Annotated in this window: 20 protein-coding genes; 9 read left to right on the top strand and 11 right to left on the bottom strand. The window is 62.3% G+C overall.

The window, feature by feature from the left end; all coding sequences use genetic code 11:
- Positions 1-12: 12 nt before the first annotated feature.
- The 5 genes from ACST81_RS23110 to ACST81_RS23130 are packed head-to-tail and all read right to left on the bottom strand — an operon-like array spanning position 13 to position 4,741.
- Positions 13-864, bottom strand: a complete 852-nt coding sequence (locus ACST81_RS23110) for a carbohydrate ABC transporter permease (protein WP_438754398.1) — start codon at positions 862-864, stop codon at positions 13-15.
- The gene (locus ACST81_RS23115; RefSeq protein ID WP_438754399.1) at positions 864-1,766 is read right to left on the bottom strand and encodes a carbohydrate ABC transporter permease; all 903 of its coding nucleotides are present in this window, start codon (positions 1,764-1,766) and stop codon (positions 864-866) included. Before ACST81_RS23115 ends, ACST81_RS23110 begins: the two co-directional genes overlap by 1 nt.
- Position 1,767: 1 nt before the next feature.
- Complete coding sequence (locus tag ACST81_RS23120; protein ID WP_438754402.1) at positions 1,768-3,018, bottom strand: extracellular solute-binding protein; 1,251 nt, start codon at positions 3,016-3,018, stop codon at positions 1,768-1,770.
- 23 nt (positions 3,019-3,041) lie between these two features.
- Positions 3,042-3,962 (bottom strand): N-acetylglucosamine kinase, encoded by a 921-nt coding sequence (locus tag ACST81_RS23125; protein ID WP_438754403.1) that lies wholly within the window; start codon positions 3,960-3,962, stop codon positions 3,042-3,044.
- Positions 3,959-4,741 carry a DeoR/GlpR family DNA-binding transcription regulator gene (locus tag ACST81_RS23130; protein WP_438754405.1) on the bottom strand — a complete coding sequence of 261 codons (783 nt, stop codon included), beginning with the start codon at positions 4,739-4,741 and terminating at the stop codon, positions 3,959-3,961. The genes ACST81_RS23125 and ACST81_RS23130 overlap by 4 nt, the downstream gene beginning before the upstream one ends.
- A gap of 112 nt (positions 4,742-4,853) precedes the next feature.
- Here ACST81_RS23130 and ACST81_RS23135 point away from each other — a divergent pair, with 112 nt between their 5' ends.
- The gene (locus ACST81_RS23135) at positions 4,854-6,128 is read left to right on the top strand and encodes a D-tagatose-bisphosphate aldolase, class II, non-catalytic subunit (protein WP_438754407.1); all 1,275 of its coding nucleotides are present in this window, start codon (positions 4,854-4,856) and stop codon (positions 6,126-6,128) included.
- Positions 6,129-6,137: 9 nt separating this feature from the next.
- Here ACST81_RS23135 and ACST81_RS23140 read toward each other — a convergent pair whose 3' ends face one another.
- The 6 genes from ACST81_RS23140 to ACST81_RS23165 all read right to left on the bottom strand — a co-directional run bounded on the left by ACST81_RS23140 (position 6,138) and on the right by ACST81_RS23165 (position 12,791).
- On the bottom strand, positions 6,138-7,034 hold the full coding sequence (locus tag ACST81_RS23140) for a DMT family transporter (protein WP_438754409.1): 897 nt from the start codon (positions 7,032-7,034) through the stop codon (positions 6,138-6,140).
- 76 nt (positions 7,035-7,110) lie between these two features.
- Positions 7,111-8,127, bottom strand: coding sequence for a histone deacetylase family protein (locus ACST81_RS23145; RefSeq protein ID WP_438754410.1), 1,017 nt, complete (start codon positions 8,125-8,127; stop codon positions 7,111-7,113).
- Between the two features lie 3 nt (positions 8,128-8,130).
- The gene (locus ACST81_RS23150; protein ID WP_438754411.1) at positions 8,131-8,820 is read right to left on the bottom strand and encodes a GNAT family N-acetyltransferase; all 690 of its coding nucleotides are present in this window, start codon (positions 8,818-8,820) and stop codon (positions 8,131-8,133) included.
- Between the two features lie 17 nt (positions 8,821-8,837).
- On the bottom strand, positions 8,838-9,767 hold the full coding sequence (locus tag ACST81_RS23155; RefSeq protein WP_438754412.1) for a 3-keto-5-aminohexanoate cleavage protein: 930 nt from the start codon (positions 9,765-9,767) through the stop codon (positions 8,838-8,840).
- A 4-nt stretch (positions 9,768-9,771) separates the two neighbouring features.
- Complete coding sequence (locus ACST81_RS23160) at positions 9,772-11,133, bottom strand: aminotransferase family protein (RefSeq protein ID WP_438754413.1); 1,362 nt, start codon at positions 11,131-11,133, stop codon at positions 9,772-9,774.
- Positions 11,130-12,791: a N,N-dimethylformamidase beta subunit family domain-containing protein gene (locus tag ACST81_RS23165; protein WP_438754415.1), complete on the bottom strand. Its 1,662-nt coding sequence runs from the start codon at positions 12,789-12,791 to the stop codon at positions 11,130-11,132. Before ACST81_RS23165 ends, ACST81_RS23160 begins: the two co-directional genes overlap by 4 nt.
- 107 nt (positions 12,792-12,898) lie before the next feature.
- Between ACST81_RS23165 and ACST81_RS23170 the strand changes: the two genes are divergently transcribed.
- The 8 genes from ACST81_RS23170 to ACST81_RS23205 all read left to right on the top strand — a co-directional run bounded on the left by ACST81_RS23170 (position 12,899) and on the right by ACST81_RS23205 (position 22,706).
- Positions 12,899-13,897: a LysR family transcriptional regulator gene (locus ACST81_RS23170; protein ID WP_438754417.1), complete on the top strand. Its 999-nt coding sequence runs from the start codon at positions 12,899-12,901 to the stop codon at positions 13,895-13,897.
- A 145-nt stretch (positions 13,898-14,042) separates the two neighbouring features.
- A complete protein-coding gene (locus ACST81_RS23175) occupies positions 14,043-16,280 on the top strand; it encodes a methyl-accepting chemotaxis protein (RefSeq protein ID WP_438754419.1) in 2,238 nt (745 codons plus the stop codon).
- Positions 16,281-16,471: 191 nt separating this feature from the next.
- The gene (locus tag ACST81_RS23180; RefSeq protein ID WP_438754420.1) at positions 16,472-17,191 is read left to right on the top strand and encodes a FadR/GntR family transcriptional regulator; all 720 of its coding nucleotides are present in this window, start codon (positions 16,472-16,474) and stop codon (positions 17,189-17,191) included.
- Positions 17,188-18,360, top strand: a complete 1,173-nt coding sequence (locus ACST81_RS23185) for a PLP-dependent transferase (protein ID WP_438754422.1) — start codon at positions 17,188-17,190, stop codon at positions 18,358-18,360. The genes ACST81_RS23180 and ACST81_RS23185 overlap by 4 nt, the downstream gene beginning before the upstream one ends.
- Before the next feature lie 41 nt (positions 18,361-18,401).
- Positions 18,402-19,661 carry an ABC transporter substrate-binding protein gene (locus tag ACST81_RS23190; protein WP_438754424.1) on the top strand — a complete coding sequence of 420 codons (1,260 nt, stop codon included), beginning with the start codon at positions 18,402-18,404 and terminating at the stop codon, positions 19,659-19,661.
- A gap of 193 nt (positions 19,662-19,854) precedes the next feature.
- Complete coding sequence (locus tag ACST81_RS23195) at positions 19,855-20,793, top strand: carbohydrate ABC transporter permease (RefSeq protein WP_438754426.1); 939 nt, start codon at positions 19,855-19,857, stop codon at positions 20,791-20,793.
- Positions 20,794-20,797: 4 nt separating this feature from the next.
- Positions 20,798-21,631: a carbohydrate ABC transporter permease gene (locus tag ACST81_RS23200; RefSeq protein ID WP_438754428.1), complete on the top strand. Its 834-nt coding sequence runs from the start codon at positions 20,798-20,800 to the stop codon at positions 21,629-21,631.
- Between the two features lie 4 nt (positions 21,632-21,635).
- Entirely contained in the window at positions 21,636-22,706 is a 1,071-nt protein-coding gene (locus ACST81_RS23205; protein WP_438754430.1) for an ABC transporter ATP-binding protein, read from the top strand.
- The last annotated feature ends 37 nt before the right edge of the window (positions 22,707-22,743 follow it).

The following is a 22,743-nucleotide window of genomic DNA, read 5'->3' on the forward strand; positions in this document are numbered from 1 at the left end:
GTCTGCAGTCCTTTATTTGCTCGCACCGGCCATCAAGCCCTGCACGAGGAAGCGATTGAGAAAGAGCACCAGCAGGGCGGGCGGCACGATCGCCACGATCCCGGCCGCGTTCATGAGGCCGTAATCCACGTAGTTGCGGGTTACGAATTCGGGGATGAGCACCGTCAGCGGCTTGGTGCTGAGCGTCGGCGAGAAAACCAGCGGCACCATGAACTGGCCCCAGGCCGAGAGAAACGTCAGGATCGCCGTCGCCATCAGGCCGGGGCCGGCAAGCGGCAGGACGATGCGCACCAGCGTGTAGAGCTTCGATGCGCCGTCGAGCCAGGCCGCTTCTTCGAGCGATAGCGGCATGGCCTGATAGACACTGCGCATCAGCCACAGCGCCAGCGGCAGGAACGCGGAGACATAGATCAGCGTCACGCCGAGATAGGTATCCACCAGCCCTGCCCCGATCATGATCCGGTAAAGCGGGATCATCACCGTATAGGCCGGCACGCCAAGCGTCGCGACGATCAGCACGAACATCGCATCGCGACCGGGAAAGCGAAGCCGCACGAAAGCCCAGGCGCCGAAGGCCGCTATCGCCACCGTCACCACTGTGGCCAGCAGCGAGGTCAGCACGCTGTTGAACAGGGCGCGCGAGAATTGCGGCCAGACAGACTGGACTTCATTGCCCTGGCTGGTCGACGTCGCGCCGAACAGTTTGCCGTAATGTTCCAGCGTGATCTGCTGCGGCCAGAGGTGCAACTGATCGCTGACCAGCGCATTCGGCGGCGTCAAAGACGTTACCAGCGACCAGTAGACCGGACCGAGCGACCAGAGGATGAGAAGAACGCAACCGAGATAGAAACCAAGCCGCCGCATCAGTCGAACCTCGTCTCTTTGTAGACGCGCAGGACGTAGAGAGCCGAGACCGCCAGCGATGCGATCATCGCGAGGATCGACAGGGCCATGCCGAGCGAGAATTTCAGGTTCTGGAAGGCCAACATGTAGACCTGAACCATGATGCTGCGAGTATCCATCGAGCTTCCATTGAGAATCCAGGCCTCATCGAACAGATTGAAGGCGAAGACGGTGGACTGGCTGAGCGCGATGGCGAGGCCACCGGAAATCAGCGGCAGGGTGATCAGCGAGAACTGCCGCCACGCCGTCGCCCCGTCGAGCCTTGCGGCCTCGTAGAGGGTGGATGGAATGGATTGCAGTGCGGCAAGCAGGATGATCGCGGTCAGCGGCATCATGCGCCAGGCATGCACGATCGAGATCAGCAGCAGGCCGGTAAACCGGTCGTTGAACCAGACCTGGTTTTCCGTGATCAATCCGACGGACTGCAGGAGACCGTTGAGAAGCCCGTAGCTGGGATTATAAATCCATAGCCAGATGATCGCGTTGACGACCGGCGGCAGGCACCAGGGCAGAATGACGATGGCGAGCAGCCAGCGCCGCGCATTGCCCGAACGGTTAAGCAGCAGGGCCGCCGCCAGTCCGCCCAGCGTCTCGATGGCGACGGAAATCACCACATAGACCAGCGTGTTGGTCCAGCTTTGCAGCACCTTGGGGTCGGTCATCAGGGCGATGTAGTTGCGAAGGCCGACAAACGGCGTTCCCATCTTCATCGGCTCGATGCGGAAGAAGCTGTCGATGACGGTGAGGATCAGGGGCAGGATAACCAGCCCACCCATGATCAGGATGATCGGGGCGGAAAGCCACAGCCCCAGCCGCGCCTCCCGTCCCAGGAAGGCGCGCTTCGATACGAAGCTGGATGTCATGTTACTGCTGCGCCTCTTCGGCCGCGGTAGCGATCGCCTTGACGGCGTCGTCAACAGAGATCTGACCCTTGGCGGCGGCATTCAGGTTGGTCGCGACGGCGCTCGAAAATTCCGGATACCAACCAGGCGTGCCGCCGGCGAACAGCGGCTCGACGACACCGGCCTGCTCGATCAGCACGTCGCCCTGCTTGAGCTTGCCTTCGTCGTTCAGCTGCTTGAGCACCGAAAGGCGCGTCGGCAGGTTGCCGAGCTTGGTGTAGTTGTCGATCATGGTGTCGGCGTCCAGCATCCAGTTGATGAAGGCATGCGCCGTTTCCTTGTCGTCGGCCGAAACCGGAACGCCGAGCGCACCCGGCAGACCGATGGTCCGCGACTTGCCATTCACATTCGGAACGAGGGCAGCCGCCGCCTCGGCGGAAACCTGCGATTTCGAGGCGTCGGTGTAGACGGCGAGGTTGCCCGCCCAGCCGGCGATATCGAAGGTGATCTTGCCGGACTTGAACAGTTCCTGGATTTCGACATCCTTCAGCGAGGTCGCGGCCGGATCGATCAGGCCGCCCTTCACCGCGGCGACCTCGAAGGCCATCGCCTTGTAGCCGGCACTTTCGGGATCGACGAACAGCGGCTTCAGGTCCGCATCGAACAGGTCGCCACCGAAGGCCTTGGTCAGCAGGTACCAGGCGGTCGCCGAGCCTTCCGTGGCCGAAAGCGGCAAACCGATCGGATGTTCGGCAATCCCCTTTTCCTTGATCGCCTTGGCAGCGGCCAGCAATTCATCCGGCGTGGTCGGAGCAGCCGCAATGCCGGCTTTTTCCAGATGCGCCTTGTTGTAGATCATGACGCGGAAATCGTTGTTGTAGGGAACGCCGATCAACGTGCCGTCGAAGGTGAAGATCGAGGTGGTCGGGAGATCGGCCTTCATCTCGTCGCTCAGGATGCCCGAAAGATCGTCATACCAGCCGGCGCTGCCGAACTGGCCGACCCAGGACCAGTCCATTTCCGTCGCCGAAGCCGGTGCCTTGCTCGCCATCATCGAGGTGACGATCTTGGTGCGGATCTCGTCCCAGCCAAGCGTCTGGATATCGAGCGCGCCGCCGGTCTTGGCGGTATATTTGTCGGTCATCTCCTTCGGGAGCGTGACCCATGGCGGCAGCAGCACGGGAAGCGCTTCGGCGGCAACGGCCATGATGGGGGTGAATGCAGTGGTGAGGCCGAGCGCAAGCGCGGCGGAAAGCAAGGTGCGACGTTTCATTTCAGCTGTTCTCCTGTTTTTGCTTATTGATTTTTCAAGTCTGCGGCGATGGACTGGATGAACCCGGGATCGGCCGGCCATCCGGCCAGTTCGGCGGCTCGCCAGAGCGCCCCTCCGACAGGTGGAAGTCTCGGCGCGGCCGGCTGCCCCAGCCGCTGTGCCAATTCCCGCCGGATCAGCCGCGAGCGAAAGACGCTGCCGGCATGGGACCAGGCGAGCAACGGCTGATCGAAGGCGCGCCGGGCGGCAAGCCCGAGATCCGCCAAAAAGCGGGCGGCCTCCTTCAGAATCTCGATCGCCGTCGCATCTCCGGCATCGGCCAGTGCATCGACCGTGCGCGCCAGATCGGCAAATCCGGCCCGTGCATTGTCCTGGCCATAGGCCCAGGCGATCAGTTGTTTCTCATCGACCCCGCAGGCGACGAGGACTGCGGCCGCAAACTCCGGCGCATCGCGACGGCCATCGAGCGCCTGCGTCGCCATCGACAAAGCCTGCCGGCCAATCCAGTAGGCCGATCCTTCATCCCCGAAAACATCGCCCCAGCCGCCGCTGCGGAAACTCTTGCCGTCAACCTTGGCCCAACTCATGCTGCCCGTCCCGGCAAGCACGAGCACGCCGTCCTCACCGGCAAAGGCGCCATCACAGGCGACTTCAACATCGTTCAGCACGAGATGCGCGCAATCGAACACCGAAGCTGCGACAGCCCGCTGCCGCTCGCTGATCGCCTCGATTTCGCCATGCAGAGGCAGGCCCAGAACCACGGACGCGATCGACTGCCCCTCACCCAGAATGTTTGCGACAGTGCGCATATGCTCGACCCACTGATCGCCAGCCATCGGATCGAAACCGGGACCGGCCCACCGGCGCAGCACCTGCCCGCTCTGATCCGCGATCGCGGCCAGCGTCTTGGTGCCACCGGAATCGAGCCCCAGAACGACGGTCATCGCGCGCCGCCCGGCTGTTCGGCCTGCCGCACCGAGACGCCCATCGCCTCGATGCGTTCGACCCATTCCGGCGACATGCCGTCATCGGTGACCACGGTGTGCAAGTCGCTGATCGGCGCGACGCGGTAGGTCAGTCGCTGGCCGAACTTGCTGCAATCGGCAAGCAGGATGCGTTGTTCGGAGCGCGCCAGCATCACCGAGTTGAGACGCGCCTCGTTTTCGTCGAGCGAACTGAGATAACCATCCTCTGCAATGGCGCCGGCGCCGAGAAACAGCTGGCGGAACCAGAGGTGCTGCAGCATTTCCTCGGCCAGCGGCCCGACCATCGAGGAATTTTCCTTGCGCAACTGTCCGCCGAGTACCGTCACCTTGACGCCCTCGACATCGATCAGCATCTGCGCCGCCGGCAGGCAATTGGTGAAGACATTCAGTGGGATCGGGTTGACCCGAATACGCCGCGCGAGCTGCAGTACGGTCGTTCCGGAATCGAGGAAGATCGAGGAGCCGGGCTGCAGCATCTCATAGGCGAGATCGCCGATCGCCCGCTTGGCGGCCAGCGACTGCGCCTCGCGCTGCTCGAACGCCACTTCGACTTGAAATTCCTCAGCCAGCCGGGCGCCGCCATGGGTGCGCAGAATGACGCCCTGTTCTTCGAGTTCAGCAAGATCGCGACGCAGTGTCGGCACCGACGCGCCGACCGCCTGTGCGATCGATACAATCGGCGAGGAGCCGTTGGAAAACAGATATTGGCGGATGGCCTGGGCGCGGTCGTTCTTCATGGCGGACAATCTTTTCGTTCAACCTGTCACCAAGATTGACGACAAAAGAATCATTGTCAATCATATTTTTGATCGTTATTGATCGTTTTAGTATTCACGTCGGGAGAGCTTCATGTCCACGCAACTGCTTCGGTCCCTGTCCGCACTTCATCGAGACGGCACCTCCATCGGCATCACTTCGGTCTGCTCCGCCCATCCGGAAGTGATCCGCGCGGCCCTGTCGCTGGCACGCGACATGGGGCAGCCGGTGCTGATCGAGGCAACCTGCAACCAGGTCAATCAGGACGGCGGATACACTGGCATGACACCGGCTGGCTTCCGCGCGTTCGTCGAGGGAATTGCCGACGAGACAGGTTTCAACCGATCCGGCCTGATCCTCGGCGGCGACCATCTCGGGCCCAATCCCTGGAAAAACCTCCCTGCCGAACAGGCCCTCGACAAGGCGCGCAAGATGGTCGCCGCCTATGCGCAGGCGGGTTTCGAAAAAATCCATCTCGATTGCTCGATGGGCTGCCAGGGCGAGCCGCTGGCGCTGGACGACGAGGCAACCGCCGCCCGCGCCGCCGACCTCTGCAGTATCGCCGAAACCCATAGTCCGACGGAACCGGTCTATATCATCGGCACGGAAGTCCCTGTTCCCGGCGGCGCGCTCGAGGAGGTGGAGCACCTGCAGGTCACCTCATCCGAGGCTGCCTTGACAACAGTCGAAATCCACCGCCAAGCCTTTGCCGCCCGAAACTTGCAGGCCGCCTTCGACCGTGTCGTCGGGCTCGTCGTGCAGCCGGGCGTCGAGTTCGGCAACCAGAATGTCGTCGGCTACGTGCCGGACGCTGCCCAGGCACTCTCGGCAAGCCTGGCACGGATGTCCAACCTTGTTTTCGAGGCTCATTCGACCGATTACCAGACGCTGGGTGCGCTCAGCGCTCTCGTGCGCGATGGCTTCTCCATCCTGAAAGTCGGCCCAGGACTGACCTTCGCCCTGCGCGAGGCGCTTTACGGGCTGGACCTGATTGCCGCCGAACTCGACAACACGCCCCCACGGCTGAAGCCCGCGATGGAAGCGCTGATGCAAGCGGAGCCCGGCTATTGGGCGAACTACTATCCCGGTACACCGGACGAGCAGCGCCTCCAGCGGCATTTCAGCTATTCCGACCGCATTCGTTACTACTGGACCCATCCGATCGCGCAGAAAGCCGTCGGCGAACTCCTTGCCCGGCTTGGCGACAGGACGCTGCCGGAAACGCTGATCAGCCAGCATCTCGCCACCGCCTGGCCCGAGGTCATGGCCGGCCGGACTAGACCCACTGCAACCGCACTGGCGCAGGCTGCTGTCACAAGAGTGCTGCGGACCTATGCCCTTGCCTGCGGTCACGATGCGGCTGGTTGAAACTGCGTCCTATTTTCGTCGCGCTTGGAGAATGCCGCAAAGGACGATCGCGCCGCCCATGACCTGCAGGACGGTGACGCCTTCATTGAGCACGATCACGCCAAGGAAGGCGGCGACAACGGGCTGCAGAAGCAGGGTCAGGGAAGAGAACGCGGTCGGCAGATAGGCGAGCGCATAGGTGATCGCCACCTGTCCGCCCGCGTGACTGATCAGCGCAAGTCCGAGCAACATTGTCCAGCCAAAGATCGTGACCGGAAAGAACTGGCTCTCGGTGACCAGCACGACAGGCAAAAGGCAGAGCGCTGCCGACAGCGTGCTCCACACCATGACGCGCACCGTATCGAAGCGCCCGCGCAGCCGCGCGACGCTCAGCATGTAACCGGCATAGAAGACGGCGGCGAGAACGGCCAACGCATCGCCCGACCGGTCTCCCGCCGCAAGGCCGCTCAAGCCCCCCTTCAACACGACGATACCCGCAATCGCGACGGACAGGCCAACCAGGAAGGCGCGTGTGATGGACGCACCGAAGAACATCCAGGCGGCCGCAGTCACGAAGACCGGTGCCAGATTGGCGAGAAGCGTAGCATTGGCGACTGTTGTCACGTGGATCGAGGCGTGCCAGGCGATCAGATCGGCCGCCAGGAACACACCCGGCAAAGTCAGGGCGAGCATATCGCGCAGACCCTCCGGCCTTTTCGTTTGATCCTGCCTGGTCGCACGGAAAACGATGAACAGTGGAAGGAAGGCCAGCGCCACCCGCCAGAAGGCGGTTGCCATCGGCCCGAGCTCCGAAAGCCTGACGAAGATCGGCGAACCGCCGATGGCGATCCCGCCCAAAAGCAGCGCAGTCAAGGCGAGCCTGTTGCGGGAGGCGGATGCCGTGGCGGGAAAAATGGGCTGCGGCACGGCACTGTCCAACTGGCTGCGGATCGGGGTGGCAAGCGTTAGACTTTAATCGCCAGCACCGCAACACGGCCCAGCACTATTTGAACCCGGTGAGGAAGGATATCAGGTTGGCGCCGAGTTCGTCGCACAGATAACCGCCCTCCTGCACGATGACGGTCGGCAGGCCAAGCAGGGCAATGGCCTCGGCGATGCGGGCAAAGCCCGGCGTCGAGACCGACAGCCCGCCGAACGGATCGCCTTCGAAAGCGTCGAGGCCAAGCGCAATGACGAGTGCATCCGGCGCGAAGGCTTCGATCCGCCGGTTGGCGACTTCGAGCGCTTCGAGGAAACCCTCGTCAGCCGTCTTGCGCGCCAGTGGCAGGTTGAGGTTGTAGCCGAGGCCGGCCCCCTCGCCGCGCTCGTCGGCATGGCCCCAGAAGAACGGATAGAAGCGCACGGGATCGGCATGCAGCGAGACCGTCAGCACATCGCTGCGGCCATAGAAGATGCCCTGCGTTCCGTTGCCATGGTGCAGATCGACATCGAGGATCGCGACACGCTTAGACGATCCGAGCAGATGCTGGGCGGCGATGGCGGAATTGTTGAGGAAGCAGAAGCCGCCGGCGACATCGGCAAAGGCGTGGTGACCGGGAGGACGGCAGAGGGCATAGGCCGACCGCGCGCCGGAAAGGACGGCTTCGGCCGCCTCCACCGCGCTCCAGGCGCTCCAGCAGGCACTGCCCCAGGTATCCGCCGAGATCGGGCAGGCCGTATCGGCCATATGGTAGCCCGCCTGCCCCACCGCCGAAGCCGGGTAACGGCCGCCGCGCGCCAGCGGATGGATATTCGGGACGACCTCTTCCGAGGCGCCTTCGATCCGCTGCCAGCGCAGGAAGATGTTCTGCAGGAATTCGATATATTCCGGCGTATGGATGGCCGCGATCGGTTTCAGGCCATGATCGCGCGGCCGGACGATCTCCGACCCCGCGGCCTTTGCCCCGGCCAGCAGCCGCTCGATCCGCTCCGGTTTTTCCGGGTTCGGCTGCGCCGCGCCACTGGACAGGAACATTTTCGGGTCGTGTTTCCGCTGCTCGTCGGCAAAAAACGTCTTCATCGCTCAAACCCCGCTTTCATGCAGTCCCGCCAGTAACTGGAACGCATCGCCATAGGCGGCGTGAATGCGCTCGTCCCGCGACCAGGAAAGGCCCAGCCGCTCGTAGAAATGCTGGGCGGAGACATTCTCGGCATCGACGGACAGGCGCAGATAGGTGCCGCCCTGTGCCCGCACATGCGCTGCGGTTCGGCGCACAAGGGCGACACCCACGCCGGAACCGCGAAACCGTTCGTCGACGACGATGTCCTGGATATAGGCGCCCTTCTGGCCGCGCCATGTGGAGAAACTCGGGAAGAACAGGCACATGCCGGCGAATACGGATGAAGCTGAAGCCCCCTCCCCAACCCCTTCCCACAAGGGGGAGGGATTAACTTGCCGCCGATCTCTGTGACCATCGATGACCGAGAGTAATCTATCGGTTTTGTGCGAAGAGCGGATGGCTGGGTTAAGCCCCTCCCCCTTGTGGGAAGGGGTTGGGGAGGGGTCTTTTGCCTCAGCGACTAAGGGAGCAGCAAGCCCCGCCTCTGCGATCAAAACCTCAAAAGCCGGCCGTGCCCCAAAACCATGCCGCCGAATATCCTCGACGGTGGACGTCACCTTGCCTTCCGCCTTCAGATGCCGGGCGATCATCAGCAGACCGGCATGGATGATTTCCGCATCCTCTTCTCCCGCAAGCCTGATGGCAACAGGCATTTCCATCTCTTCCACCATCAGAACGCCACCCGATCGCCGCCCTTGAGCGCCAGCATGGCGCGCGCCTCGTCGGGTGTCGCGATCTCCAGCGACAGCGCTTCGAGAATGGTGCGGATACGGCTTACCTGGTCGGCATTCGATTTCGCCAGCTCCCCGCGCCCCAGATAAAGGCTGTCCTCCAGGCCGACACGGACATTGCCGCCCTTCGCGGCGCCCATGGTGATCAGCGGCATCTGCTGGCGGCCGGCGGCCAGTACCGAGAAACGATAGTCATCGCCGAATAGCTTGTCGGCGATCCGCTTCATATGGCTGAGATTGTCGGGATCGGCGCCGATGCCGCCGAGAATGCCGAGCACGAACTGGATGAACAGCGGTCCTTTCACCAGCCCGCGATCATAAAAATGCTTCAGCGTATAGAGATGGCCGACGTCGTAGCATTCGAATTCGAAGCGCGTGCCGCAGCCTTCGCCCAGCCGTTTCAATATGTCCTCTATATCGGCGAATGTGTTCTTGAAGATCGTCCCGCGCGTCGCCTCCAGCAATTGCGGCTCCCAGTCGTGCTGCCATTCCATGCCGGGCTTCGCCAGCGGAAAGATGCCGAAATTCATCGAGCCCATATTGAGCGAGCACATTTCCGGCTGGGCTTGAAGTGCTGCCGCCAGCCGGTCGTCAAGCGTCATCAGCGAACTGCCGCCGGTGGAAATGTTGATGACGGCGTCGGTCGCTCGGCTGATGCGCGGCAGGAACTGCATGAACACGGCGGGATCGGCCGTCGGCCGGCCGTCCGCAGGATTGCGGGCATGCAGGTGCAGGATCGATGCCCCCGCTTCCGCCGCCGCGATCGCCTGTTCGGCGATCTCATCGGGCGTCACCGGCAGGTGGGGGCTCATAGACGGGGTGTGGACGGACCCGGTGACGGCGCAGGTGATGATGACCTTGTTCTTCATGGCCTCACCCGTTGACCGGCAGGTTAAGTTCGCGGGCCAGTTGCTCGAAACTGTCGCCGAGAATGCCGACCATCTCCATCACCTCATCACGCGTGATGATCAGCGGCGGTGCGAGAATGAGGTTGTCGACCTCGTAGCCATCGCCACGGATGCGGCGGGAATAGAGGATGAGGCCCCTGTCATAAGCAATATCGAGCAGCCGCTGGTTGGTTGCCTGGCTCTTCGGGAAAGGCGTGAAATTGACGGGATCGGCAACGAGATCGGCGCCGATCAGCAGCCCCTTGCCACGCACACCGGCAATGAAGGGAAACCGCTTGGACAGGTTTTCCAGCTCGGATTTCAACAGCTCGCCCATCGCCGCCGCATTGGCCTCGACGCCGAGCCGGTCCATCTCCTCCAGCACCGCCAGACCGGCGGCGCAGGCGAGCGGATTGCCGGCATAGGTATAACCGTGCTGGAAGCCGCCCATGTCGAGCACCGGCTTCACCAGCTTCGCCGAGGCCGCCATGGCCCCGAGCGCGGCATAACCGGAGCCGATGCCCTTCGACAGGGTGATGATATCAGGCTTGCAGTTCCAGTGGTCGCCGCCGAGATAGCGGCCGGTGCGGGCCGCGCCGCTCATCACCTCGTCGTGGATCAGAAGGATGCCATATTTGTCGCAGATCTCGCGGATGCGCGGGAAATAGCTATCCGGCGGCACCAGCGCCGCCGTTGCCGCGCCGCCGATCGGTTCCATGATGAAGGCGACGACGCTTTCCGGTCCCTCGGCCAGGATCTTCTCCTCCAGCATGTCGGCATAGCGCAGGCCGCGCTGTTCCATGGTCAGGTTGTCCCGATCGCGATAGGCCGTCGGAGCCGCAATCGCCGGCATCGGCTGGATCTGCGGCGCGAAGGTCTCGGTCAGCGCCAGGTCGCCGGTAATGCCGAGCGCACCCATCGTGCCGCCATGATAGGACGGAAACCGGCAGATCACCTTCCAGCGGCTCAGTTGGTTGGTCGCCACGGCCCATTGCCGCGCTAGCTTGATCGCCGATTCCACCGCCTCGGAACCGCCCGAAACGAAGAAGATGCGGTCGAGGTCGCCGGGCATCTTCGCCGCAAGCTGACGGGCAAGATCCTCCGCCGGCTGGTTTTCGAAATGCAGGCGATAGGCAAAGCTGGTCTTGTCCATCTGCCGCTTCATCGCCTCGATCACATGGCGGTTGCCATGGCCGATATTGCTGACCATCGGGCCGCTCGACCCGTCGATGAACCGCTTCCCGTCCTCGGCCCAGAAATAGATGCCCTCGGCGCGATCGACCAGCGGCCGGCGCAGGCGCGTGACGTAGAAGAGATGGGATGCGGGCCGCTCGGTCTGGATGTTCATGATGCTCTGCTCTGGTCGTTCTGTCGGTTGAGATAGCGGTTCAGCACATTGGCGGTCACGCGCTCGACCATGGCGTCGCCGCGCAAGAGGCCCGCGACCCATTCGCAGGTTCCGGCGTGAAAAACCTCGCCATTGCCGCGCTTGAAATTGACGATCATGCCGTTGCTGTAGCGAACCTTTTCCATGTTTTCGTCGCTGGCGTCGCCATAAAGCGTCTCGGCGATGAAGCGTCCGTCCTCGTCGCCGAAGAACTGGTCCTCGATGGTCAGGATATCGCTTTCCTCCACCTGACTCGCCATGCCCAAGGCCAGAATTTCCAGTCCTTCGGGGGCACCGCTGTCCGCCGCAGGATAGGGCAATCCGTGACGAATCTCGTAGGAAAGACCGTCGACCTCGTAACCATAAATATGGCTGTCGGCGCCGAGGAGATCGCCATAAAACAGGCCGGTTCCGGCAAAAGCCCAGTGGCCGGGCCGGTAGACCGGAAAACCACGCACGCCGCGCGGCGCGCATCCGCCCCAGCCGGCATAGACGCCGTTGGTGGCATTGAGCCCGAAAGTCAGCGCGCCGGGCCGGCCGATCTCCGGCGCTTCCCAGGAATTGGTGGCCCGGGTGATGTCGCCGGTTTGGTAGACGGGGTCCTGCGCCCGCGCGACATATTTGTAGCAGACCTGTCGGCGCCCCTCGTCCTCGAGCCGGGTCTGCCACATGAAATTGCCGGCAAAGCGCGCCACATGCCCGCCCTTGTCGACATAGGCATCGACGGCGTCGCGCATCTCCCAGGTCCAGTATTCGTCATGGCCGACGAGGACCACGCAGTCATAATCCTCGAGAATGCTCGAGTTGAAATGCAGTTGATGCTGGCTGGCGAGATCGACGCCATAGCCCTGCCGTTCGGCCCAGCGGAAAAACAGACTGTCATAGCTTGCCCAGCCGGAAGAGGCATATTTCTTCGAATAGCCGTTGGCGTAGGCCCATTCCATATGCGGATAGCGCGGCACCATGCCCGGCGGCAGCGAGACCTCCAGCGGCACGCGCGGTGCATCCTGCGGCAGGACGACGAAGCCACGGCAGAGCGGCCGCTCCATGCTGACGGTGGTGGCGAACTGGTCGCGGTTCGGGCCGGTGATCCCCTGATAATGGTTCGATCCGCCCCAGGTATTGTAGGCAGCCCAGGTTCCGGTCGCGGCGACCTGCAGGATGCGGCCCGGCTTGCGGCCCGGTTTCGGCAGGACGATGATGAGGTGATGGCAGGTAATCGGCTTTCCGTCGCGGCCATCGGCCGTCAGCATGATCCGGTAGGCGCCGGACGGCCAGCTTTCATGGACCCGGAACGAAAAAGTCGGTTCCCAGCCGCAGCCGAGGACGGAGACCTGGTCCGGCGTCTCCTGCCACCGGGTGCCAATTCCTTCGACACCGTAGACGCTCGTCTCGACACCACCGTCGCGGACGATCTCCAGCCGACAGGCGGCGGCCGTCGAACTGATGTGCAGATCGACCATGGCGCCCGGCGCATAAGTGTAACAGCGGGTGTAGCACCAGATTTCGCCGCGCGCGCCATCCATGCCTGGCGTTTCGTAATAATGACCACGCACGGCCTCGCGGCGCTGTTCGACGCTCAGTCCGAAATCGGGAAAAACATCGCCTCTGTCCGTCACCTGATGCCTCGTTGGTCTGCCGGTCGGGCCGATCAAACCATAATGGACTTGGGCAGACAAATACATTAGGTGAAGCCCCAGCATTCACGAAATGAATGAGGTCGCCCGTGCCCGGTTCCCCGCCCAGCCCCAGACGCCGGTTCGTCTGGGAGATCGACTGGAACCTTCTGCGCACTTTCACGGTGATCGTCGAGGAGCAAAGCCTGACGGCGGCCGGCCATCGGTTGCTGCTCAAGCAGCCGACCATCAGCAACGCTTTGCGCCGCCTCGAAAGCCATATGGCATGCCGGTTGATCGACCGTTCCGCCAATCATTTCCGCATGACGCCGGCCGGCGAACGGCTCTATGCCGAATGCCTGGCCATGCTGAACATCGTCACCGGCCTTCCCGATCTCATCAAGGATGATCCGGACCTCGTGGCCGGCCATGTCGAAATGGCTTTTGCCAGCCATATCGAGTGCCCGTTTCTAGACCGCTACCTCGCCGATTTCCACAAGACCTTTCCGCGCGTCACCTTCTCGACAACCGTCTCCGCCAGCCAGGACGTGATCAACGCCGTCCTCAGCGGCCAGGCCTGCCTCGGCATCTGCCTTGCCCATGAACGGCATCCGGATCTCGACTATACCGTGCTGTACCGCGAGCATTTCGGCTTTTTCTGCGCGCCCGGCCATCCTCTCTTCGGCAAGACCGGTCTCGAGACGCGTGACCTCGCCAGCCTCGATTACGTGTCCTTCAAGACGGATCATCTCGGCGGCGCGCTGGCACCGGTCGCCCGCCTGCGGCAACGGGAGAATTTCACCGGCCAGATACTCGGGCTGTTCTCCAACCTCGAAGAGGTGCGGCGGCTGATCAAGGCGGGCTTCGGTTTCGGCCCACTGCCGATCCACGTCGTAACGGCTGATATCGAGGCCCGCCAGCTCTGGCAGTTGCCGCCCTATGAAAACCCGCCGGCGGCCGACGTCTATCTGGTCACGAAGCGCGTGAGCCGCGGCAGCCGGGTCGAAACCCTGCTGCCCGATCGCTTGGCTGCCGCTATCGAAGCCGCGCCGCTTTCGGAACGAACCTATCCCCAAGGACTTGTCATGGCCATGCCGGCAGCGGAATAGGCCCGTCATTGCGATTGGGAAAGCCGGCACGAGGCCCCATTTTTCGGCGTTAAGAGTACGAAAGATTTACTTAAAATTGAACATTCATCGTTACGTCTCCGCCCAGACACGGTTGTCGGGGAACAACCTCTTTCTGGAGATGGACATGTCCGAGGTTAAGATTAAACGCCCGTTGTGGATCAAGATAACCGCCTACGGGTTTGCGGCGGTGCTGTTTTCCAGCGCGGCCATCGGTGGTTCCGCCTGGTACCAGCAGTCGCAGATGGCGAGCGAAGCAGCCCAGAGCAAAGCGGACAACGATCTTGCCCTGGTCCAGAACGATATGGATGCGCAGAAAAAAGCGGCCTCCGCATTGGCGCTGGCCATTGCCGGAGAACCCGAAACAAGTCAATTGATCGAGAAGAGCGAGCGGGACGCCATTGTCGCCAAATATGCCGGCAGCCTGCCCGCCATCGTCAACGATGGCGGCCTGTCGCTGATGACCTTCATCAACCCCAAGGGTGAAGCCGTCGCACGCATTCACACGCCTGAGAAGTTCGGCGATGACATGACGGGACGCCGCAAGACCGTCGTCGAAGCGCTTGCGACCGGCAAGCTCGTTGCCGGGACGGAACCGGGCCGTGCCGCCGTCAGCATGTTCGCCTCCGCTCCGGTGGTGCGCGATGGCAAGACCGTCGGCGTTGTCGATGTCGGCACCGCGCTCACCAACAAATATTTCGCTCCACTGGCCGACAAGATCGGCGGCGCCATCGCCGTCCATATCATGGTCGAGGACAAGCTGCAGCTTCAGGCCGCGACCCTGGGCGAAAAATCCCTTCTCACCGACGAGCAGCTGAAAGCCGTTCTCGACGGCAAGTCGATGCAGCAGAGCATCTTCCAGGATGGCAAGCACTATTTCGTCGATGCCGTTCCGTTCAGCAACTATTCCGGCAAGACCATCGGCGTGCTGGAAATCGCCTCCAACGTCACCGAAATCGTCGACAGCGGCAACGAGGCCATCTGGACAACGGTTATCGGCACTATGCTGGTTTCCGGGCTTTCCCTTGTTGGTTTCCTGTTGTTTGCCAGGTCGCTGGCCGGCACCCTGTCGCGCATCACCGCCACCATGGCAAAGCTCGCGGCCGGCGATCTGCAGTCCGAGATCAAGGGACAGGACCGGAGCGACGAGATCGGCGCAATGGCGCAGGCCGTCGAAGTGTTCAAGCAGAACGGCCTGAAGGCACGCGAGCTGGAACAGGACGCGGACTACCATCGCAACCAGACCGAAGAGCAGCGCCGCCAGAGCGCCGACAAGGAACGCGAAATTGCCGCCGCGATGGCGCAGGCGACCGGTGGACTTGCCGACGGCCTGAAACATCTTGCCGCGGGCGATTTGTCGTACAGACTGCGCGAGCCTTTTGCCCCGGATTTCGAGGCCCTGCGCACCGACTTCAACCAGGCCGTCGATCAGTTGCGCGAAACCCTGACCTCCGTTTCCCAGGCAACGAACTCGATCGACAGCGGATCGCGTGAAATCAGCCAGAGCGCCGATGATCTTTCGCGACGCACGGAACAGCAGGCCGCCTCACTTGAAGAAACCGCCGCGGCCCTGGACGAGATCACTGCCAACGTTTCCAACTCATCCAAGCGCGCCGAGGAAGCGCGTGGCGTCGCCATCCAGGCAAACGAAAGCGCGCGCCGCTCCGGCGATGTCGTCGCCAATGCGGTCGATGCCATGGGCAAGATCGAGAATTCCTCGGCGCAGATTTCCAACATTATCAGCGTCATCGACGAAATCGCCTTCCAGACGAACCTGCTCGCCCTGAACGCCGGGGTCGAGGCCGCCCGTGCGGGCGATGCCGGCAAGGGTTTTGCCGTCGTCGCGCAGGAAGTGCGTGAACTGGCCCAGCGGTCCGCGAAGGCCGCCAAGGAGATCAAGGACCTTATCCGTAACTCAACCACGGAAGTTGAAAACGGCGTCAAGCTCGTCAGCCAGACGGGCCAGTCGTTGAAGACGATCGAGGACTTCATCGTCTCCATCAACCAGCACATGGATGCGATCACCACATCCGCGCGCGAACAGTCGGTCGGCCTGTCGGAAGTCAACACTGCCGTCAACCAGATGGACCAGGTGACGCAGCAGAACGCTGCGATGGTCGAGGAAGCCAATGCCGCCGGTGCAACGCTTGCAACGGAGGCCGGACGTCTTCGCGATTTGATCGGCCGGTTCGCACTGGCGGACAACGCAAATGCGCCGGTTGCGGTCTTGCGTTCCACGTCATCCTATCCGCAAGCCAGAACCACCCCCGCTCCCGCAGCATCGCCCGTCCACAAGATGACGGCGCGGGTCGCCAAATCGTTTGGTTCGGCCGCCGTTGCCACCGACAGCTGGGAAGAATTCTGACCGCCAAACCCGGCTTCATCCGGACAGACTGACACGCAAACAGAACTGACTGCGCCGGGCCGAGAGGTCCGGCGTTTTCGTTTGCGCGGAAATTTCGATGGAACGCCTCGTCCGCGACTTGACGCATGCGCTACGATTTGCACTATTGCTCAGATGTCAGACCAATTTTGGTTTCAGCTGGAAAGCGAACGATGAAGCACGGCGATGCACGAGCAGCACTTGCCCCCCTGCCCCCCGCCGATCGGGTACAGCAGGTGACCGCTGCTGTCGCGGACTATATCCAGCACTCCAATCTCATTCCCGGTGACCGGCTTCCGGCCGAGCGGGAACTGATGGCGGACCTTGCCGTTGGCCGTTCGACCATCCGCGAGGTCATCCGCCATTTCCAGGCGCTCGGCGTTATGGAAGCGCGCAAGGGCAGCGGCACCTATTTGCTGAAACCCATTTCCGGCGCGACCATCCACATGCCGCTGTCGCTTGACACCAGCCACCTGCGCGACGTGCTGTTGAAAACGCTTGAGGTCCGGCGCGGTATCGAATGCGAGGCCGGCATGGTCGCCGCCCGCATGCGCGCGGAAAGCGATCTCGTCACCATCGAGCAGAAACTGGACGAGATGGAACGGGTGCACCTGTCCAAGGGCACGTCCGGCCCGGAAGACCTTGCCTTTCACCTCGCCATCTACGACGCCACCCATAATCCGCTGTTCAAGCAATTGCTCGAACAGATGCGCGGCGCGTTCGAGCAGTTCTGGGAAAAGCCGTTCGACCGGCCGGATTTCGCCCGCCGCTCCTTTCCGTTCCACCGCACCCTCTTCAACGCCATCACCGCGGGCGATCCGGAAGGGGCGCGTGCCGAGACACTGAAAATCCTCGCCATCGTCGAGGAAGACATCAAGGAAATGTCCAAATGAGCAACGGGTTCGATCCGTTCGAGGAAGCCTCCCTCATCGTCGCCCACGACATGAGCAATGCCTACGATGCCGTCGTGCCGCCGATCGTGCAGACCTCGCTCTTCACCTTTACCGACTATGACGACATGGTCTCGTCCTATCGCGGCGAAAAAATCCGGCCGATCTATACGCGCGGCCTGAACCCGACCGTGCGTATGTTCGAGGAGATGTTGGCCCGGCTCGAAGGCGCCGAAGACGCGATGGGCTTTGCCAGCGGCATGTCGGCGATCTCGTCCACGGTCCTTTCCTTCGTGCAGCCGGGCGACCGCATCGTCGCCGTCAAGCATCTCTATCCGGATGCCTTCCGCCTGTTCGGCACCTTCTTCAAGCGCATGAACATCGACGTCACCTATGTCGATGGCCGCGACGAGGACGAGGTCGCCAAAGCCCTCTCGGGCGCCAAGCTGCTCTATCTGGAAAGTCCGACCAGTTGGGTGATGGAAACGCACGACGTCGCGGCACTCGCGGCCCTGGCCAGGAAGCACGGCGTCATCACCACCATCGACAACAGCTGGGCAAGCCCGATCTTTCAGCAGCCGATTTCGCTCGGCGTCGACCTCGTCATCCATTCGGCCTCGAAATATCTCGGTGGCCACAGCGACGTCGTCGCCGGCGTCGTTGCCGGATCGAAGGAACTGATCGGCCGCATCCGCGCCGAAACCTATCCCTATCTCGGCGGCAAGCTTTCGCCCTTCGACGCCTGGCTTCTCATCCGTGGCCTGCGCACCCTGCCGATCCGCATGAAGGCGCACGAGCAGTCCGCGACGACAATCGCCAAGCGGCTGCAGGCGCATGACGCCGTCGAATCCGTCAACTATCCCGGCCTCGCCAACCACCTGCCGCCGGGTCTCAAGGGCACGTCCGGCCTGTTCTCCTTCATCTTCAAGGAGGGCATCAACGTCCGAACCTTCTCCGATCACCTCGACCTGTTCAAGCTGGGTGTCAGCTGGGGCGGACATGAGAGCCTGATCGTGCCGGGCGAAGTGGTCCTGTCACAGAAAGCACAACCGAATTCCGCGGTCGCCTTCGGCATCAGCCCGCGGTCAGTACGGCTCCATGTCGGCCTGGAGGGAACGGAGGCCCTCTGGAGCGATATCGAAGCGGCAATCGCTGCCGCATCAGTAGGCTGACGACAAGAAGCAACCACTCCACACAAAAAGGGGAAACGACCATGAGGACACTGATTGCGGCGACGATGTTCGCCACGCTGATGGCAGGCACCGCCCTTGCCGATACCAAGCTCAAGCTGGTGGAAGTCATCACCAGCCCGGAGCGCACCGAAACCCTGAAGTCCATTGTCGCCAAGTTCGAAGCGGCCAATCCGGGCACGACCGTCGAGGTGATCTCGCTGCCTTGGGGAGAAGCATTCCAGAAGTTCGCGACCATGGCCTCTGCCGGCGAAATCCCCGACGTCATGGAAATGCCGGACACCTGGCTGTCGCTTTACGCCAACAATGGCATGCTCGAAAGCCTCGAGCCCTACCTCAAGGACTGGGAACACACGTCCGAGCTGACCGATCGTGCGCTCGAACTCGGCCGCGACGTCAAGGACACGGCCTATATGCTGCCCTACGGCTTCTATCTGCGCGCCATGTTCTACAACAAGAAAATCTTCGCCGAGGCCGGCGTCGATGGCCCGCCAAAGACGATGGACGACTTCGTCGCCGCCGCCGAGAAGATCAAGAAGCTGCCGGGCAAATATGCCTATTGCATGCGCGGCGGTCCGGGCGGCCTCAACGGCTGGATGATGATGGGCGCCACGATGGCTGGCGACAACACTTATTTCAACGCCGACGGCACGTCGAAGTTTTCGGAAGAGGGCTGGGTCAAGGGCTTCACCTGGCTGACCGACCTTTACAAGAACGGTTATGCGCCGAAGGACAGCGTCAACTGGGGTTTCAACGAGATCGTCGCCGGCTTCTATACCGGAACCTGCGCCATGCTCGACCAGGATCCGGACGCACTGATCGCCATTGCGGAACGCATGGACGCGGCCGATTACGGCGTCACCACCATGCCGAAGGGCCCGTCCGGCAAGACCTTCCCGACGATCGGCTTTGCCGGCTGGTCGATGATGTCGGCCAGCGAGAACAAGGACCTGGCCTGGAAGCTGATTGCCACGCTTGAAGGCCCGGAAGGCAACGTCGAGTGGAACAAGAAGATCGGCGCGCTGCCGGCGCTGAAATCCGCCGAGAAGGACCCCTTCTTCGCCACCGAGCAGTTCAAGGGCTGGTTCGAGGAACTGGCGGACAAGGACGCCATCCCGACGGTCATGCCGACCTATCTCGAAGAATTCGCCTTCTTCAAGGATTCGATGGCGATCAAGACCAGCCAGGAAGCCATGCTCGGCGATATCACGCCCGAGGACATGGCCAAGCAATGGGCTGAATACATGACCAAGGCCCAGCAGAAGTTCCTGGCGAGCAAGTAGTCCGTACTCGAAGGACAAAGTCCCCTCCCCAACCCCTCCCCACAAGGGGGAGGGGCTTAACCTGCCGCTCAGTCCGAGGCGAAAACCGGAGGCCGCGGCCGGGTCTCTCCCCCTTGTGGGGGAGATGGCCGACAGGCCAGAGTGGGTCTTTCCCGGTCTGTCTTGAACGATTGCGAAACGGAAATATTTGACGATGGCTTCACCTGCAGCCCGCAACGGCAGCGCCAGACGAGACCAGCGGCCGCTGACAAAGCGCCTGGCCGATGCGTCCGCGCCCTATCTCTACAGCGCCCCGGCGCTCATCCTGATCGTCACCGTCATGCTGGTGCCGCTGGTACTGGGCATTTCCTATGCCTTCCGCGACATCCAATTGCTCAATCCCTTCTCCGGTGGCTTCATCGGCATCGATCATTTCAAGACGCTGTCGCAGGACCAGAATTTCTATCGGGCACTGAAGAACACGCTGTGGTGGACCGGCTGGTCCGTGCTGCTGCAGTTCGTCTTCGGCCTGATCCTGGCGCTGCTGCTCGACAAGCCCTTCCATGGTCGCGGCATCGTCCAGGCGCTGGTCTTCCTTCCCTGGGCCGTACCGAGTTTCCTTGCCGGTCTCAACTGGTCCTGGCTGTTCAATCCCGTCGTCGGCCCGCTGCCGCACTGGATGTTTGCGCTGGGCATCATGAGCGAGCCGTCCAACATCCTGTCCGACCCGCAGCTTTCCATGTGGGGACCGATCATTGCCAATGTCTGGTGGGGCATCCCCTTCTTCGCCATCACGCTTCTGGCGGCGCTGCAGGCGATCCCGCGCGATCTCTATGAGGCTGCCAGCATCGACGGCGCCGGGCCAGTCCAGCGCTTCATCTCGATCACCCTGCCGTTCCTTGCGCCGACCATCGCCATCACGGTCCTGTTGCGCACCGTCTGGATCTCCAATTTCGCCGACCTGATCATCGTCATGACCAATGGCGGACCGGCCGACCGCAGCCAGATCGTCGCCAGCTACATCTTCACCCAGGCCTTCAAGCGGCTGGACTTCGGTTATGCCTCGGCCATCGCGCTCGTTCTGCTGGTGCTGCTCATCACCTATTCCATGCTGATCGTGATCCTGCGGCAATGGCTCCTGAGCAAGGATTGAAACCATGACCGGAAAACGCATCCTCTCCGTCATAGCCCATCGGCTGGCCATCCTCGCGTATGTGGTCTTCGCGCTGTTTCCGCTTTATTGGCTGCTGAAGGTTTCGGTCACGCCCAACAAGCTGCTTTATTCCGAGGGCATCAAGATGTGGCCGTCGCGGACCAGTTTCGAACATTTCGACTTCGTGCTGAAACACAGCGAATTTCCGACCTTCTTCAAGAACAGCCTGATCGTGTCCGGCTCGACCGCCATCATCGTTACAATTCTTGCCTCGCTTGCCGGCTACGCCATGTCGCGTTTCAATTTCCGCGGCAAATACTGGATCGTGACGCTGATGCTGCTGACCCAGATGTTCCCGCTGGTGATGCTGGTCGCGCCGATCTTTAAGATGCTATCGCCGCTCGGCCTGACCAACAGTCTGACCGGCCTCGTCATCGTCTACACCGCCTTCAACGTGCCGTTTGCCACCTTCCTGATGCAGTCCTTCTTCGACGGCATTCCGAAGGATCTGGAAGAGGCCGCGATGATCGACGGCGCCACCCAGTTCGTCGCCTTCCGGCAGATCATCCTGCCGCTGACGCTGCCCGGTATCGCCGCGACGCTCGGCTTCGTCTTCACGGCCGCCTGGAGCGAACTCCTGTTTTCGCTGATGCTGATCTCCGGAAACGACGCCGCGACCTTCCCGGTCGGGCTCCTGTCCTTTGTCTCCAAATTCTCGGTCGATTTCGGACAGATGATGGCGGCGGGCGTGCTCGCGCTGATCCCGGCCTGCCTGTTTTTCCTGTTGATCCAACGTTACCTCGTGCAGGGCCTGACGGCCGGCGCCGTGAAAGGCTGATCCCATGGCATCGATCGATATTTCCAACATCCACAAGTCCTACGGCATCCATCCGGTGCTGCATGGCGTCGACCTCGATATCAGGGACGGCGAGTTCGTCGTGCTCGTTGGCCCTTCCGGCTGCGGTAAGTCCACGCTGCTGCGGATGATTGCGGGCCTTGAGGCCGTCACCGACGGCGAGATCCGCATTGACGGCAAACGCGTCAACGACCTTGCCCCGAAGGATCGCGACATCGCCATGGTGTTCCAGTCCTATGCGCTCTATCCGCATATGAGCGTGGCCAAGAACATGAGCTACAGCCTGCGGCTGAGAAAGATCGCCAAGGAGAAGATCGCCGCAGTGGTGACCAGCGCTGCCGCCAAGCTCGGCCTCGATCCGCTGATGGAGCGCCGCCCGAAGGCACTCTCCGGCGGCCAACGCCAGCGCGTCGCCATGGGCCGCGCCATCGTGCGCGAGCCGAAGGCCTTCCTGTTCGACGAGCCGCTGTCGAACCTCGACGCCCGCCTGCGCGAGCAGATGCGCGCCGAAATCAAGAAGCTGCACCAGGATCTCGGCGCCACCTCGATCTATGTCACCCACGACCAGATCGAGGCGATGACGCTTGCCGACCGAATCGTTGCCATGCATGGCGGTGTCATCCAGCAGGTCGGCAGCCCGCTCGAACTCTACGACAATCCCGCCAACCTCTTCGTCGCCGGCTTCATCGGTTCACCGGGCATGAACTTCTTCGAAGGCCGCTACATGGCGACCGGAGACATCGCGAACTTCGCGCTCACCGGTGGTGGCGTCCTGCCGCTTGGCGGCACAGCCAACCTCACCGATGGCAGCCGCGCGACACTCGGCATCCGGCCGGAACATGTCATCCTTGGCGCGGAAGGCCCCGATGCGATGAAGGCGACCGTCGAACTGGTCGAGCCCACCGGCTTCGGCATTATCGTCCACCTGAAACTCGGCCCAGCCAGCTTCAAGGCCTTCACCCTCGATCGCCGCTTCCTCGGCATGCATGGCGAAGTCAGCGTAAAGCTGCCGGTGCAGCACCTGCATTTCTTCAACGAGGAAGGCCGGAAAGTTTAACGCGCACATAAATCAAAGGTTGCAAAAGGTTTAATCG

Origin of the sequence: Pararhizobium sp. O133, from assembly GCF_051669845.1 — a bacterium.
Taxonomy (GTDB): Bacteria; Pseudomonadota; Alphaproteobacteria; order Rhizobiales; family Rhizobiaceae; genus Pararhizobium.

Bases quoted from the DNA above. Each gene is read 5' to 3' on its own strand.
- ACST81_RS23110 (WP_438754398.1), bottom strand. From the start codon at position 864: ATGCGGCGGCTTGGTTTCTATCTCGGTTGCGTTCTTCTCATCCTCTGG.
- ACST81_RS23115 (WP_438754399.1), bottom strand. From the start codon at position 1,766: ATGACATCCAGCTTCGTATCGAAGCGCGCCTTCCTGGGACGGGAGGCG.
- ACST81_RS23120 (WP_438754402.1), bottom strand. From the start codon at position 3,018: ATGAAACGTCGCACCTTGCTTTCCGCCGCGCTTGCGCTCGGCCTCACC.
- ACST81_RS23125 (WP_438754403.1), bottom strand. From the start codon at position 3,962: ATGACCGTCGTTCTGGGGCTCGATTCCGGTGGCACCAAGACGCTGGCC.
- ACST81_RS23130 (WP_438754405.1), bottom strand. From the start codon at position 4,741: ATGAAGAACGACCGCGCCCAGGCCATCCGCCAATATCTGTTTTCCAAC.
- ACST81_RS23135 (WP_438754407.1), top strand. From the start codon at position 4,854: ATGTCCACGCAACTGCTTCGGTCCCTGTCCGCACTTCATCGAGACGGC.
- ACST81_RS23145 (WP_438754410.1), bottom strand. From the start codon at position 8,127: ATGAAGACGTTTTTTGCCGACGAGCAGCGGAAACACGACCCGAAAATG.
- ACST81_RS23150 (WP_438754411.1), bottom strand. From the start codon at position 8,820: ATGCCTGTTGCCATCAGGCTTGCGGGAGAAGAGGATGCGGAAATCATC.
- ACST81_RS23155 (WP_438754412.1), bottom strand. From the start codon at position 9,767: ATGAAGAACAAGGTCATCATCACCTGCGCCGTCACCGGGTCCGTCCAC.
- ACST81_RS23160 (WP_438754413.1), bottom strand. From the start codon at position 11,133: ATGAACATCCAGACCGAGCGGCCCGCATCCCATCTCTTCTACGTCACG.
- ACST81_RS23175 (WP_438754419.1), top strand. From the start codon at position 14,043: ATGTCCGAGGTTAAGATTAAACGCCCGTTGTGGATCAAGATAACCGCC.
- ACST81_RS23180 (WP_438754420.1), top strand. From the start codon at position 16,472: ATGAAGCACGGCGATGCACGAGCAGCACTTGCCCCCCTGCCCCCCGCC.
- ACST81_RS23185 (WP_438754422.1), top strand. From the start codon at position 17,188: ATGAGCAACGGGTTCGATCCGTTCGAGGAAGCCTCCCTCATCGTCGCC.
- ACST81_RS23190 (WP_438754424.1), top strand. From the start codon at position 18,402: ATGAGGACACTGATTGCGGCGACGATGTTCGCCACGCTGATGGCAGGC.
- ACST81_RS23195 (WP_438754426.1), top strand. From the start codon at position 19,855: ATGGCTTCACCTGCAGCCCGCAACGGCAGCGCCAGACGAGACCAGCGG.
- ACST81_RS23200 (WP_438754428.1), top strand. From the start codon at position 20,798: ATGACCGGAAAACGCATCCTCTCCGTCATAGCCCATCGGCTGGCCATC.
- ACST81_RS23205 (WP_438754430.1), top strand. From the start codon at position 21,636: ATGGCATCGATCGATATTTCCAACATCCACAAGTCCTACGGCATCCAT.